At 63.7% G+C, this 13805-nt stretch carries 13 protein-coding genes; 4 read left to right on the forward strand and 9 right to left on the reverse strand.

The window, feature by feature from the left end:
* Window positions 1-102 precede the first annotated feature (102 nt).
* Window positions 103-1470, forward strand: coding sequence for a cytochrome P450 (locus ACFSOZ_RS21535; RefSeq protein WP_379101321.1), 1368 nt, complete (start codon window positions 103-105; stop codon window positions 1468-1470).
* A gap of 43 nt (window positions 1471-1513) precedes the next feature.
* Here the strand turns inward: ACFSOZ_RS21535 and ACFSOZ_RS21540 are convergent, their stop codons facing one another.
* From ACFSOZ_RS21540 to ACFSOZ_RS21575, 8 genes are all read right to left on the reverse strand, one after another.
* Window positions 1514-2491 carry a complex I NDUFA9 subunit family protein gene (locus ACFSOZ_RS21540; RefSeq protein WP_379101323.1) on the reverse strand — a complete coding sequence of 326 codons (978 nt, stop codon included), beginning with the start codon at window positions 2489-2491 and terminating at the stop codon, window positions 1514-1516.
* A 105-nt stretch (window positions 2492-2596) separates the two neighbouring features.
* Window positions 2597-3049, reverse strand: a complete 453-nt coding sequence (locus ACFSOZ_RS21545) for a DoxX family protein (protein WP_379101325.1) — start codon at window positions 3047-3049, stop codon at window positions 2597-2599.
* Between the two features lie 228 nt (window positions 3050-3277).
* The gene (locus tag ACFSOZ_RS21550) at window positions 3278-3559 is read right to left on the reverse strand and encodes a hypothetical protein (protein ID WP_379101327.1); all 282 of its coding nucleotides are present in this window, start codon (window positions 3557-3559) and stop codon (window positions 3278-3280) included.
* A gap of 241 nt (window positions 3560-3800) precedes the next feature.
* Window positions 3801-4802, reverse strand: coding sequence for an Ldh family oxidoreductase (locus ACFSOZ_RS21555; RefSeq protein WP_379101675.1), 1002 nt, complete (start codon window positions 4800-4802; stop codon window positions 3801-3803).
* Window positions 4803-4955: 153 nt separating this feature from the next.
* Window positions 4956-5765, reverse strand: a complete 810-nt coding sequence (locus tag ACFSOZ_RS21560) for an ABC transporter permease (protein ID WP_379101329.1) — start codon at window positions 5763-5765, stop codon at window positions 4956-4958.
* Entirely contained in the window at window positions 5765-6478 is a 714-nt protein-coding gene (locus ACFSOZ_RS21565; protein WP_379101677.1) for an ABC transporter permease, read from the reverse strand. The genes ACFSOZ_RS21560 and ACFSOZ_RS21565 overlap by 1 nt, the downstream gene beginning before the upstream one ends.
* 159 nt (window positions 6479-6637) lie before the next feature.
* A complete protein-coding gene (locus ACFSOZ_RS21570) occupies window positions 6638-7435 on the reverse strand; it encodes a transporter substrate-binding domain-containing protein (RefSeq protein WP_379101330.1) in 798 nt (265 codons plus the stop codon).
* 54 nt (window positions 7436-7489) lie between these two features.
* Window positions 7490-8302 (reverse strand): ABC transporter ATP-binding protein, encoded by an 813-nt coding sequence (locus ACFSOZ_RS21575; protein ID WP_379101679.1) that lies wholly within the window; start codon window positions 8300-8302, stop codon window positions 7490-7492.
* 219 nt (window positions 8303-8521) lie between these two features.
* Between ACFSOZ_RS21575 and ACFSOZ_RS21580 the strand changes: the two genes are divergently transcribed.
* From ACFSOZ_RS21580 to ACFSOZ_RS21590, 3 genes are all read left to right on the forward strand, one after another.
* A complete protein-coding gene (locus tag ACFSOZ_RS21580; protein WP_379101681.1) occupies window positions 8522-9370 on the forward strand; it encodes a dimethylarginine dimethylaminohydrolase family protein in 849 nt (282 codons plus the stop codon).
* The gene (locus ACFSOZ_RS21585) at window positions 9367-10956 is read left to right on the forward strand and encodes a 5-guanidino-2-oxopentanoate decarboxylase (protein ID WP_379101332.1); all 1590 of its coding nucleotides are present in this window, start codon (window positions 9367-9369) and stop codon (window positions 10954-10956) included. The genes ACFSOZ_RS21580 and ACFSOZ_RS21585 overlap by 4 nt, the downstream gene beginning before the upstream one ends.
* A gap of 193 nt (window positions 10957-11149) precedes the next feature.
* Complete coding sequence (locus tag ACFSOZ_RS21590; RefSeq protein WP_379101334.1) at window positions 11150-11857, forward strand: SDR family NAD(P)-dependent oxidoreductase; 708 nt, start codon at window positions 11150-11152, stop codon at window positions 11855-11857.
* Here the strand turns inward: ACFSOZ_RS21590 and ACFSOZ_RS21595 are convergent.
* Window positions 11842-13608, reverse strand: coding sequence for a hypothetical protein (locus ACFSOZ_RS21595; protein ID WP_379101682.1), 1767 nt, complete (start codon window positions 13606-13608; stop codon window positions 11842-11844). The genes ACFSOZ_RS21590 and ACFSOZ_RS21595 overlap by 16 nt on opposite strands.
* Window positions 13609-13805 lie beyond the last annotated feature (197 nt).

A 13805-nucleotide genomic window follows, 5' to 3' on the forward strand; every position in this document is an offset into this window, starting at 1 on the left:
TTCGGCTGAACAGACCCTCTGTCTTCCCACTTCGGCTTGCCGTTCGGTCACATGGACGCCCGGATTGCCAGCCACTACATTGATGTATCAGCGGAGCATCCCATGGACATCCAGCCCGCCCCGTTCGTTCCCCCTGCGCCAAAGCCGCGCACGACGCCTCCCTCGACGCTGGAGATGATCCGCATCGTCTACCGCAACCCGCTCGAACTGTGGGGTGAGCACACCTACAACGAGCCCTGGATTTCGGTGAATGGCGTTGGCGGACATTTGGTCGTCGCCAACGATCCTGGCCTCATCCGCCATGTGCTGGTCGACAACGCCAAGAACTACAAGATGGCGACGGTGCGCCAGAAGATCCTGCGGCCGATCCTGCGCGACGGCCTGCTGACCGCCGAGGGCGAGGTCTGGAAGCGATCGCGCAAGGCGATGGCGCCAGTGTTCACGCCGCGCCACATCTTCGGCTTCGCCCAGCCGATGCTCAAGCGCACGCAAGAGTTCGTCACCCGCTACGAAGATGGTGGCACGTCCGACATCGCCCATGACATGACGCTGCTCACCTACGACATCCTGGCCGAAACGCTGTTCTCCGGCGAGATTGCTGGCGAGCCGGGCAGTTTCGCCAATCAGATCGACCGCCTGTTCGAGACCATGGGCCGCGTCGATCCGCTCGACCTGTTGCGCGCGCCCGACTGGTTGCCGCGGCTGACCCGCATCCGTGGCCGCAAGACCATGGCCTATTTCCGCAAGATCGTCACCGACACGGTCAAGATGCGCGAAGCGAAATTCAAGCGCGATCCCGATGCCGTACCGCAGGATTTCCTGACACTCCTGCTCAAGGCCGAGGGGCCGGAGGGGCTGACGCGGGCCGAGGTCGAGGACAACATCATCACCTTCATCGGCGCCGGCCACGAGACCACGGCGCGCGCACTCGGCTGGACGCTTTATTGCCTTGCGGAATCGCCATGGGAGCGCGACAGGGTCGAGCAGGAGATCGACCAGGTGCTGGCGCGCGAACCCGATCCGACGAAATGGCTCGACGCCATGCCGTTCACCCATGCCGCCTTCGACGAAGCGCTCAGGCTCTATCCGCCGGCGCCGTCGATCAACCGCGAGCCGATCGAGCCGGAAATGTGGAAGGATCTTTATATCCCGAAGTATGCTGCGGTGCTGGTCATGCCGTGGGTCGTCCATCGCCACAGGAAGCTGTGGGACCGGCCAGACGCCTTCCTGCCCGAACGGTTCCATCCGGGAAACCGCGAAAAAATCGACCGCTTCCAGTATCTGCCGTTTGGCGCAGGTCCTCGCGTCTGCATCGGCGCCAGCTTCGCCATGCAGGAAGCGATCATCGCGCTCGCCATCATGCTGTCGCGCTTCCGTTTCGACACCACCGCCGAAACGAAACCCTGGCCGGTGCAGAAGCTGACCACCCAGCCGCAAGGTGGCCTGCCGATGCAGGTCACGCGTCGTTAGTTCCGGTACTGACGTACTCTCAACACACCTTGGGGCTGTCGAATTAAGCCGCGGGCTTGCGCTGCTGGAACTGGCCGGCGGCGCGGAAGCGCCAGAGGTAGCTGGGCAGGATCGTGGCGATCGATTGCGGCTGGATGCCGAGCCCGGCCAATGTCCGGTTGGCCTTGGCCGCCGCGTCAGAAACGATGTTGTGCTCGCGCAGCTGCATGACCTGGTCCTTGGTCAGCAGCGGATTGGGCAAGAGGCCGAGGATCGAGGCCTGGATGTTGGCCACCCACCACGGCACCGGCACCAGCAGGCGCTTGCGCTCGATCACTTCAAGAAGTTCTTCCATGCATTCCTTGAAGGTGAGCACCTTGGGGCCGCCAAGCTCGTAGATCTGGCCGCCATCGACCTTGCCCTCGACCGAGCGCGCTACCGCCTCGGCGACGTCGCCGACGTAGACCGGCTGGAACTTGGTCTGGCCGCCGCCGATCAGCGGCAGCACCGGCGAATAGCGCGCCATGTTGGCGAAGCGGTTGAAGAAGTCGTCCTCGGGCCCGAAGTTGATCGACGGACGGAAGATCACGGCGTCCTTGATCGTCTCCAGGACGGCCTTTTCACCAAGCGCCTTGGTGCGCGCGTAGTCCGATCCGGAGTTCAGATCGGCACCAAGCGCCGAAATATGGGTGAGGCCAGCTCCGACGGCGCGCGCCGCTTCGGCCACCGCGCGGGCGCCGAACTCATGGACGGCGGAGAACTTCTGCCGGCCACTCTCATGCAGGATGGCGACCAGATTGACGACATGGTCAGCGCCTTGCACGGCGCGGTCGACCGACCAGCGCATGCGCACATTGGCCTGGACCGGCTGAATCTGGCCGACATTGCCGAGCGGCTGCAGATGGCCGGCAAGATCGGGCCGCCGGCAGGCGACCCGGATGCGATAGCCGCGCTTGGCCAGCGCGCGCACGACATGGCGGCCGACAAAGCCCGACCCGCCAAAGACGACGACGAGCTTTGGGGTCTGCAGGATTTCGGTCATGGCTGGCTCCGGCGCTCGCAAGCTTGGCTGAAGCCGTTTCATAATCCGTTTTGCGTCGAAGGCAAAGGGCGACGCGTCGTCGCTGCCGCCCTTGTTTCGACCTTGTCAGAACGCCTTGCCGATGCGGGCGTCGACCGAATGGCGGTTGCCGCCGCGAATGACGAAGAACAGCAGGATCGCGGCCCACAGAAGCGACTTCTCCGCGCCCGAAAAACCCTGACCCATGGTGACCCAGTGGAACCAGACGGTGACCAGCAGCACGAACAGGCCGGCAAAGGCGGCCGGCCGCGTCAAAAGACCGATGACGAGAAAAATCCCGCCGAAAAATTCGGTGCAGGCCAGCAGCAACGACCAAAAAGCGCCGGGATAGAAGCCGAGACCCTCGACCATTTCGGCGGCGCCGAAAGGATCGGTGATCTTCTGCGAGCCATGGATGGCGAGAAACGCACCGGCAACAGTGCGAAGAACGGTTTCCGCGCCATCATGCAAGGCTGCGTAAAGCCTGCCAAGGACCGGGATGACAAGGTTGTTGCGGGGACTGTCCGTGCTTGCCGACATTGTGACTCCTCTGTTTGCTGATCGGTGCAGACGGCCGATCGGGCCGGTCGAAGTCAAATAAACAAAAGTCGACATTTAGAAACATGTTTTATTGACGCATCCTGCACCACTGGAGCTTGCGATCTCCGAGGCCATGGAGTGACGCAGAAAACCCCGCCGAAGCGGGGTTTTCCGGGTGACATCCATGCGAAGCCAGGGGCCGACGGAGCGGCCTGACCTGAGACGGTATCAGGAGGGCGTGAAGCAAGTACGCCCACCCCAGCCCTGAACATCCGACATGGTGCCGCCGACCTTCTTGCAGGCGGCGATGAAATCGGCGCTGCAGTTGGCGAATTTTGCGTGGCCGTTCTTGCAGTAATGATCCTCGGTGGCACCGCCGCTCGGAGCGGTGATGACGCCGGGCGCGGACGGTTTCACCGGCGCGGCTTTCAAACTGGCCGCCTGGGTGGCGCCCATGAACGAGCCGAGAAGAAGGACGGCGGTCAGCATGGTGATCTTGGTGTTGGTCATGGCAATTTCCTTTTGATTTGGGTTGGGTTTCCGAGGCGCAAAGGGACTTCCTCCGCGTGAAGCAGGCTTTCGTTTCGGTTTGCTGTTTCCCTCGGTGTGGATCGGGCAAGCTCGCCTTGCCCTGGACAAAGCTGGGTCGCAGCGATGCGCGGAAAGGTTCAGCGGCGCGCAAAAAAGTTTGCACCGCACCGCGCCTTGAGCGGACGTATTTCAGATAACTATTTGATAAATAAAGGATTATTTAAGAAGAATAACGCGCGGCGAATTCGGAAATGCGCTGCACCACCGCCTTGGGCGCGGTGATGCCCCGCGCTTGCGCCTTCTCGGCGGCCTCGGCCCGGGCACGTCCCGGCACATGCACGCCGAAGCGCCGCCGCAGCCGATCGAGTTGGTCCTTCATGCGCTGCTCGAAGTCGGGATCGAGCAGCTTGGGCTCGACGGCAAGCACGAACAGCCCGGTTCCGGGACTGTCCGGTCCGCCGCTGAACCATGGCGCGTCGAGCGACCAGTTGGCGCCCGACAAGCCCGCCGCCAGCACTTCGACCATCAGCGCGATGTTGGCGCCGCGCTGGCCGCCGAAGGCAAGCATGGCGCCTTTCATCGCGGCGGCCGGATCGGTGGTCGGGTTGCCGCTGGCGTCCAGCGCCCAGCCTTCGGGGATTTTCTTGCCGTCCTCCGCCGCCTTGCGGATGTTGACGAAAGCGGTGGCGCTCGACGACTGGTCGATGACCAGCGGCGCGCCGTCGGCGGCGGGTGCTGCAAACGACATCGGGTTGGTGCAGTAGACCGGCTTGACCGAGCCCGAGCCGGCAAGCACGGCCGGCCCGTTGGTGGCGGCGAACGACACCAGCCCAAGCGCTGCCAGCCTTCCGGTGAAGTAGCCGAGCGCGCCGCATGTATAGGCGTTCTTCTGCGAGAAGATGGCGACACCGAACAACCGGGCGGCCTTGGCGAGGTCGTCGATGGTGCGGTCGAAGCCGGTATGCGCCAGCCCGCCGCGCGCGTCGGAGAGATAGACCGCCAGCGCCGGCCGGGTGATCACCGGGTCGGCATTGCCGTCGATGCGTCCGGCTTCGAGCGCCTCGAGATAGTCGATGAAATGCGTAAGGCCGACGGTCGAAAGTCCTTCCGCCTCGGCGGCGACGATCGAGGCGGTGAGCGATTGCGCCGCTTCCTCATTGGCACCGGCGCCAAGTGCCGCCATCCGGCACAGTCCTTTTGCCTGGTCGAGACTGAGTTGCATCATGGCCGTCCTACGATTCCGGTAACTGTTTGAGTTGGCTGAACCTGTGAGTAGCAGCACATGAGGCGGCGTTTGTGTTGAAAATCGTCCGCAACTGCAAGAAAAGCGGCGGACGTGTCCGTCGCCCCAACCAAGGCAGTTGCCTGTGCGTTGCTAGCCGATCTTGTTGGGGATCCGCGCCTCGATCCTGCTGAAGGCGAAGACCAGAATGCCGGTGATCGTCATGTAGATCAGCGCCAGCAGCAGCAAGGGTTCGTAGGTGAGGTAGGTGTCCTGCCGCACCTTGGACGAAACGGCGAAGATGTCGATGACGCTGATCGTCGCCACCAGTGGCGTCGACTTCAGTTGAAGCACCGTTTCGCCGGTCAGCGTCGGCAGCGCCCGGTATATGGCTTGCGGCAGCCAGATGCGGCGAAATGCCTTCCAGCGACTCATGCCGAAGGCGCGGGCGGCCTCGAGCTGGCCCTTGGGAACGCCGGCAAAGGCGCCGCGCATCACCTCGCCCTCATAACCGGCGAAAGACAAGGTCAGCGCCAGCACGCCATAGGGCCAGGCTTGCCGCAGATACGGCCACATCCAGGATTCGCGGATCCACGGATATTGCGGAAACAGCGAGCCCAGGCCGTAATAGAGCAGCCACAGCTGGATCAGCAGCGGTGTGCCCCGGATCACCGTGCAAAACACCTTGGCCGGTGCGGCGAACCAGAAGGAGCCGGTGGCCTGCGCCAGCCCGAGCGGCACGGCGAGCAGAAAGCCCAGCACGCAGGTAACGGCCAGGATCCACAGCGAGCGCCAGATGCCGATCAGTCCCATCTCATAGTACTGCTGCAGCCAGTCCCAGCGCATGAAAAAGGCGGCCGCCAGAACCAGGCCAAGTGCAATCAGGATCAGCACGATGCGGTGCGGCTGCAGCCACAGCGACGTTCGCGCGACGACGTTGATGATGGCCGCTTCGCTCGCCATCAGCGCGCCTCCTTGAGCGAGGGCATGCCGCGCCGCGACCAGGTCTCGACACGGCCGATGATAAAATTCGAAAACAGCGACAGCAGCAGATAAAGCACGCCCGCAGCGAAAAAGAAGGTGAAATAGGCTTTGGTGACGCCCGCGGCCTGCCGCGTTGCCAGCGCCAGTTCATAGAAGCCGACGACCGCCAGCAAGGCGGTATCCTTGGTGGCGATCAGCCAGAGATTGGCGAGGCCCGGTATGGCGAAGGGCAGCATGGCCGGCAAGGTGATGCGCCGCAGAAGCAGGCCGGGAGACATTCCGTAGGCGCGCGCGGCTTCGATCTGGCCTTGCGGAATGGCCAGGATCGCGCCGCGGATCACCTCGGTCGAATAGGCGCCCTGGACAAAGCCAAGCACGGCGATGCCGGCGGCAAGGCCGCTGATGTCGACGCGCTGATACCCCATCGCCGTCAGCGCCTGGTTGATCAGGTCGGTTCCGGCATAATAGAGCAGCAGGATCAGCACCAGTTCGGGCACCGCGCGCACGACAGTGGTGTAGACCGCCAGCAGATCGCGCACCACCGGCCCGCCATAGAGCTTGCCATAAGCGCCGCCGGTGCCGATCAGAAGACCGAGGCACGTGGCGCCCAGCGCGATCTCGATCGAATGGAGCAGTCCAACCAAAAGAGTTCCGCCCCAGCCCGGCGGGTAGGGCGAGAGAAGCTCGATGATGCCGGCCGCGGAGGCCGAAAGAAATGCGTCGATCAGCGTCGCCCCCGAATTGCTGGCGTCAGCCGCTGTCGATTGTCGTCAGCGGAAAGCGTGCGTGGACAGGTTTCGGCGAAACCGCACGGCGGATGCCGTGCGGTTGTTGCTCATGCGTTGGCGATGTCAGTTCGACTGCGTCGAGCCGCCGTAAATATCGAAATCGAAGTACTTCTTCGAGATCTCGTCATACTTGCCATTGGCGCGGATGGCCTTGATGCCGGCGTTGATCTTGTCCTTCAGGTCGGTGTCCTCTTTGCGCACGCCGGCGCCGACGCCCGGTCCGAGCACTTCATCGTCCGGAGCCACCATGCCCTTCAGATCGCAGCAGGCTTTGCCCTGGTCCGACTTGAGGAATTCGCCAAGCGCGATGGAATCGGCCTGCACCGCGTCGAGGCGGCCGGCGGCAAGATCGTTGTTGGCTTCGTCCTGGGTCTGGTATTCCTTGATCTCGGAAGCCGTGGCGCCGAAGTGTTTCTTGGCGTAGACGGCGTGCACGGTCGACACCTGGACGCCGATGACCTTGCCCTTGAGGTCGTCCGGAGCGGAGCCGAATTTCTGGTCCTTGGGGCCGATGATCGCCGTCGGCGTGTTGTAGTATTTGTCGGAGAAGTCGATCGTCTTCTTGCGTTCGTTTGTGATCGACATCGAGCTGACAATGAGGTCGATCTTCTTGGTCGTCAGCGCCGGGATGATGCCGTCCCAGGCAACCGGCGTGATGACGCAGTCGAGCTTCTCTTCGGCGCAGACGGCGTCGATGAATTCGACCTCCCAGCCGACCCATTTGCCCGAAGCATCCGGCGAGGTGAAGGGCGGATAGGGCTCGGCGGCGACACCGATCTTGACCGGATCAGCCTTGGCCACGCCCATGGCGGCGACGCCCAGCAGCAGCGCTGCGGCAAATGTCTTCAGAACAGTTTTCATTTCACGACTCCCAGTTTGTTGTTGGTTCCCGGTTTTCTTCCGTCCCGGCCTGTCCTAGCCGATGTTGCGGATGAACTGCTTGAGCCTTTCGGATCTGGGCGCGCCGAAGATCTGCTCCGGCGGTCCTTCTTCCTCGACCAATCCATTGTAGAGATAGACGACATGCGTCGCGACCTCGCGGGCGAACTTCATCTCGTGGGTGACCAGCACCATGGTGCGGCCTTCGCGCGCCAGGTCGCCGATCACCTTCAGCACTTCGCCGACCAGTTCGGGGTCAAGCGCCGAGGTCGGCTCGTCGAACAGCATGACGCGCGGATTGATGGCCAGCGCCCGGGCGATCGCGGCGCGCTGCTGCTGGCCGCCCGACAAATAGGCCGGATAGACGTCGCGCTTTTCGGCCAGGCCGACGCGGGCGAGCAGCTTTTCGGCCTCGCTGATCGCCACGTCGCGCTTGACGCCGAGCACATGCACGGGAACCTCGATGACGTTCTCGATCAGCGTCATGTGGCTCCACAGGTTGAAGTTCTGGAACACCATGCCGAGCTTGGAGCGGATGCGTTCGATCTGCTTGCGGTCGGCCGGAACCGTGTGGCCGTGGCTGTCGGCCTTCAGCTTGATCTCCTCGCCATTGACGCGGATGATGCCGCTGGTCGGGTTCTCCAGGCAGTTGATACAGCGCAGCAGCGTCGATTTGCCCGAGCCTGAGCCGCCGATGATGGCGATAACCTCGCCGTCGCGCGCCGACAGCGAGACGCCCTTCAGCACATGCAACTCACCGAACTTCTTGTGCAGGTTCTCGACATGGATGGCTTCGGCGGCGCCGTCTTGCGCCGTGTGTTTCAGTGCGGATGCAGCGCCTTGCGACATCATCCCTTCGACGCTCCGCGGAGTGGTCGAGCCCGTCGCTGCTGGATTCTTTTACCCATTAACCGTCACTGACAGAGTTCCCGTTCTCAAGATGGACCGTTCCGCTTGCCTCCGTCAACCATGGTTTTTGGACTATTGATCACAGCTTGCTGTAGTGGTTAGTGGCGGCAACGGACGTCTCGGGAGAAATTAGTGGGCAAATCATACGGGTCGCAGTCCATGGCCGGGCCGCTGAAACGCGTGCTTATGCGGTCCGCCGCCAGCGCCATGCGTCATGCCAGGGCGCAGGAATGGTACTACGGCCCGGGTTTCGAGCCGGGAAAGGCCGCGGCCCAGCATGAGCGGTTGACACAGCTGGTTTCGGCTTCCGGCGCCGAGATCGAATGGCTGACGGAGGCCGATGACAGCTTGGCCGATTCCGTCTTCACCCATGATCCGTCGCTGATGACCGAACATGGCGCGATCATTCTTTCCATGGGCAAGGCGCTGCGCCGGGCTGAACCCGGCCTCCACGAAGCAGCGTACAAACGCATGGGCATTCCCACCCTCGGCCGCATTGAAAGCCCTGGCCAGGTGGAAGGCGGCGACTGCGTCTGGGTGGATGCAAACACGCTGGCCGTCGGCCGAGGCGTGCGCACTAACCAGAATGGCATCCAGCAGCTTTCAAACCTGCTTGCGCCCAAAGGCATTTCGGTTCTTGGCTTCGATCTGCCGCTCTGGCACGGCGAGGAAGCCTGCCTGCATCTGATGTCGGTGAGCAGTCCGCTCGCCGACGATCTGGCGCTGGTCTACGCACCTCTGCTGCCAGCCGCCTTCTACCAGTTGCTGCGCGCGCATGGCATCAAGCTGGTCGAGGGCGATGCCGACGAGTTCCATGCTTCCAACGGGCTCAGTCTCAACGTGCTGCCGACGGCGCCGCGCCAGGTGATCGCCGTCGCCGGTTTTCCGAGGACGGCTGCTGCCATGCAGGCGGCCGGTTGCACGGTTTCCACCTTCGAGGCGGATGCGCTCTGCATCGCTTGCGAGGGTGGCCCGACCTGCCTGACGCGACCGGTGCTTCGCCAATGACCACCATTGGGACCACCGTCGGCGAGGCGCTCATTTCGCTGCTCGAAGCCCATGGCGTCGACATGGTCTTCGGCATTCCCGGCGTGCATACGGTCGAACTCTACCGGGGGCTGGCGCGCTCGAAGATCCGCCATGTCACGCCGCGCCATGAGCAGGGCGCCGGCTTCATGGCCGACGGCTATGCGCGCGCCAGCGGCAGGCCGGGCGTCGCCTTCGTCATCACCGGACCGGGCCTCACCAACACCATCACCGCCATGGGACAAGCGCGCGCCGATTCGGTGCCGATGCTGGTGATCTCGGGTGTCAACGCCACACCGACGCTGGGCAAGGGCCTGGGCCATCTGCATGAACTGCCCGACCAGCGCGGCATGATGGAGAAAGTGGCGCTGTCTTCGCAGCGGGTCACCGAGGCCGGTGAACTGCCAGGCGCGCTGGCGCGGGCCTTCGCTCTGTTTTCATCGGCCCGGCCCGGCCCGGTGCATATCGAAATCCCGACCGACGTCATGGTCAAGCCGGCGGATGGCATCGCTGCCATGCTGAGCAATGCATCGCCGCCCGCGCCGGACGGCGCGGCGATTGCCAGCGCGGCCAAACTCGTCGCCGCGGCGCGCCGTCCGCTGGTCCTTGTCGGCGGCGGCGCCAAACGCGCCGAGGCGCCATTGCGGCGGCTGGCCGAACGGCTGGGAGCGCCGGTCGTCCAGACCGCCAATGCGCGCGGCCTCTTGCATGCCCATCCGCTTTGCGTGCCGGCCAGTCCCAGCCTCAAGGCCGTGCGGGCGCTGATGGCCGAAGCGGATCTGGTCATTGCCGCCGGCACCGAATTCGGCCCGACCGACTATGACGGCTACAGCGATGGCGGTTTCGTCCTGCCCGCCAATCTGATCCGCATCGATATCGGCGCTGACCAGCTTGCCCGCCGCCCGGCGACGGTGTCGATTCAGGCCGATTGCGCCGAGGCGCTCGAAGCGCTGCTCGAGGAAATCGGCGATGGTACGGCGAGCCAAGCTGGCCCGGCGCGCGCCGCTGCGACTCGGAAAGCGGCCTTTGCCGAGATCAATCCGACGCTGCAGGCGCAGGTACGTGCCGTAGAGGTGATCCGCGATGCGCTGCCGGGTGCGTTCATCGTCGGCGATTCGACGCAGCCGATCTATGCCGCCAACCTCTACTACGACCATGATCGGCCAGGCGGCTGGTTCAATGCCGCCACCGGCTTCGGCGCGCTCGGCTATGGCCCGCCGGCTGCGATTGGCGCTGCCCTTGCGGTACCCGATGCGCCAGTCGTCTGCCTGACGGGCGACGGCGGCTTCCAGTTCACGCTGCCGGAACTGGGCGCCGCGCTCGACGCCCAGGCGCCGGTCATCTTCGTTGTCTGGAACAACCGCGGCTACCGCGAGATCGAAACCTCGATGCTCGATGTCGGCGTCGAGCCGGTCGGCGTGTCGCCGGCGCCGCCGGATTTCTGCAAGCTGGCCGAAGCCTATGGCCTTGGCGCCGAACGGCTTGCCGACATCGACGCGCTAGCGGATGCGTTGCAACGCGCACGGGCAACCGGATTGCCGCGCGTCATCGAAATCACAGTCGACTGAAGGGTGGCGGCGCAACGGCTTCATGCCTCAGCCGGCCTGGATTCCGGCTGCCTGACGGGCTGATGCATGCAAAGACGCAACAACTGCCATGTCGAGATATCAATTGAGTGATCGTACGAAAGGCGCGACGCTCTGCGTCGGGCGCGGGACAAGAAACGACCTAACTACAAAAAAATGACAGGAGCGGTCCAGGATGACGGAAACACTTGAAGGCAGGCATATTGTCGTGACCGGCGGAACCGGGGCACTCGGTGGTGCGGTCGTCGGCAAACTGCTGGGCGAGGGCGCGATCTGCCATGTGCCCAATGCCCATGCCGCGGCGCCCGCGCATTTCCCCTTCACCGCGCATGACCGTGTCAAGCTGGTGCACAATGTCGATCTCTCGGACTCCGCCAAGGTCGAGGCGTTCTACAGCCAGGTACCCGGCCTGTGGGGCTCGATCCATCTGGCCGGCGGCTTCGCCGCAGCGCCGGTCGAAAAGATCGAATCGGCATCCTTTGCCGAAATGATGGACACCAATGCACGCACTGCCTTCCTGTGCTGCCGCGCGGCGGTGCGCTCCATGCTGGCGTCGGACTCTGCGGGCCGTATCGTCAATGTCACGGCGCGCGCCGGGCTCGACCCGCGGCGCGGCGGCGGCATGGTCGCCTACGCTGCCAGCAAGGCGGCGGTGGCCGCCATGACGGTGGCGATGGCGGAGGAATTGAAAGGCAAGGGCATCCTGGTCAATGCCGTGGCGCCATCGACGCTCGATACGCCGGCAAACCGCGCCGACATGCCGGATGCCGATGTCACCAAATGGGTAAGCCTCGAAGCGGCCGCCGAAGCCATTGCCTATCTCGCCTCGCCGGCCAATCAGGCGATGAGCGGCACGCTGGTGCCGCTTTACGGCCGGGCCTGAGCGGAAGCCGTCGAAACAGGGCAGGCGGCATCCGATCCATCGGCATTTCGGTAGCTGTAGAGGCGCAGCGGCGAGGACGCATCCGTCGGACACTCCCTGAGCCATGACGGCGGGTGGCCCTCCATCAGCGCGGCCGCGAATGGATAGGCGGCTTCGAGATATGGCGACGGCGGGCCTCTGTGCGCGCAAAGCGCAACATGTGTCGCTCTGGAGGCATCGAGAAACGCGCGCGGGTCGGCGGTCGAAGGATCGAGAAAACGATAGCTGCGTTCGATTCCATGGGCCGACGGGTGGTTGGGGACTGTCACCACCTTGGGACCTTCGGCAAGAGCGAGAAAATGCGCTCCGATCAATGGTGGCGTCAGAACGATGGTGGCTGCCGGCCAACCTGATTGCGGCTCGAAATGAGTGAGATCGCAACTGTCGGCGAACTCGGCGGCGGGAATGGCGTCCGGGGCTGGCCTCACAGATAGCTGGTAAAGCGCTATCGCCGCGGACAAAACGAGGCCGGGCAGGACTAGCGCGTATCCACGCGATCCCAACGACATGGGAGATTTCAATGTGCGGGCCAGTCTGGCATCTGGCGGCAGCAAACTCGCCAGCACGAAGACCAGACCGATGCCGGAAAAAACCGGAAGATAGCGGAAATAGCGGAAGTAATCGATCGACAGCACCAGCGCGAGCAGCGAGAACAGCGCCAGGATGACGAGGGGCCGGCTTCGGCCGTGCGGCCCAAGGCAAAGGACACCCGGGGCGAGCGCGCCGACGAACAGCAGCACGATGCTGGGAAAGCTCGCCGACAGAACGACATCAGGGCGCCGAAACAGGCTCAATTCCTGAGGAATCCTCTCGAGCATGTTGTCGCGCACATAGGCGTCGAGCGAAGCATAGGGGCCGGCCAGGCATTGCGGGAACAACAGCGCCAGCGCCGCCGCGCTGGCGGCCGCGAACACCAGCAGAATTGCCGTCCGCATTGCCCATCCGCCACGTCGGCCGACAAGCAAAGGCACCACGGCAAATGACAGCCCGGCCGCGACCAGTGCCGTCACATGCGGTGCCGAATAGGTGTCGCATTTGACGGCGGCATAGGCTGAAGGCGGCACGATCGCGGCGAACAGGCCGACCCCGCCCAAGGCCAATGCCAGCCCAAAGCCAACAATCCTGTCTGCACCCTCTTCGCGGCCGAAGATCCAGTCAAAGGCATAGACTGCCATCACCAGCACATAGAACGGAGCGAATTCCACGCTGATCGCAAGCGCCAAGGCCGCCAGCAGCCCGTTGACGAAGGCAGCAAAGCGGTTTTGCGACAGCATCAAAACCAGCGCCGCCAGCAAAAGCAGTATCTGCAGATTGTGGTAGTCGATCCGTCCCGGGGCGTATTCGAAAAAGCTGCGCGCGGCAAAGATCAAAGCCAGCGGCAGTGCAACGGCCGGGTTGGCAAAGCCCATGGCGATCACCAGCCGATTGTAGAAATAGAGCGCGGGCGCAAACAGCAGCAGCGGGACGGCAAAGCTTGCCACCGTCAACGCCGGCTCGAAGCCGGCAAGCGGCATGAGCAGACGCGCGAAGGCGGCATAGGGCAGGTCGACGATCCATGGCCAATGCGAGAGATAGGGCTCCGGTTGGGCAACGCCGGGCAGCGTCCGGTCGAAGATGTTGCCCGTTTCAAGCAAGATGCGGACTTCATGCAGTTTGACGAGGTCGTCCACATCGCCGTTGAGCTGGAAGCCCAGGGACCAGAGGGCAATCATCAAGATTGCCATTCCGCAAAAGCAGAACAAGGCCGGCGACCTGGTGTAGAGACGCAGCAACCACGAAGATCCCGGAGCGGAACAATCGTCGTCATTGCGCATGGAAAGCCTCCTCGGATTGCTGGCAAATACGCGAGGAAGTTTATCTTACCGTAAAGAAAAACCCCGCCGGATCGCTCCGGCGGGGTTTTGAAGTG

Source organism: Mesorhizobium newzealandense, from assembly GCF_042682145.1.
In the GTDB taxonomy this organism is placed as follows: domain Bacteria; phylum Pseudomonadota; class Alphaproteobacteria; order Rhizobiales; family Rhizobiaceae; genus Mesorhizobium; species Mesorhizobium newzealandense.